This is a genomic window from Mycobacterium sp. UM_11 (genome assembly GCF_001414075.1).
In the GTDB taxonomy this organism is placed as follows: Bacteria; Actinomycetota; Actinomycetes; order Mycobacteriales; family Mycobacteriaceae; genus Mycobacterium.
The window spans coordinates 1-334 of sequence record NZ_LATC01000264.1 but is presented as its reverse complement, the minus strand read 5'-3'; the positions used below and the strand labels follow the sequence as shown (position 1 = coordinate 334).

Below are 334 nucleotides of genomic sequence, written 5' to 3'. Positions count from 1 at the left end.
GGACCAGGGTTTGGTTGAACTGGTCGATGGGGCCGTCAATGTCGAACAGCCATCCCATGATCGGGGTGGGGGTGATCGCCCCGATGCCCTCATCGACAACCCGGGTGTGGCCCTCGGTGATGCCGGGAATGCCGGCCAGTCGGGCCACGGTCTGCTCGACGAAGATATCGCGGGGCCGGCAGGTCAGCCCCGCCTCCCGCGCGCGTGAGACCACCTGCATCGACAGGATGCTGTCCCCGCCCAAGTCGAAGAACGAGTCATCGACCCCGACCCGCTCCACCCCGAGCACCTCGGCATAAATGCCGGCGAGGATTTCTTCGATGGCGGTGGTGGG

Annotated in this window: 1 protein-coding gene; it reads right to left on the bottom strand. The window is 66.2% G+C overall.

What is annotated here, in order from left to right:
* Positions 1–334 (bottom strand): phosphopantetheine-binding protein (locus WU80_RS24945; RefSeq protein ID WP_156349800.1); only part of this gene is annotated, 334 nt, incomplete at both ends.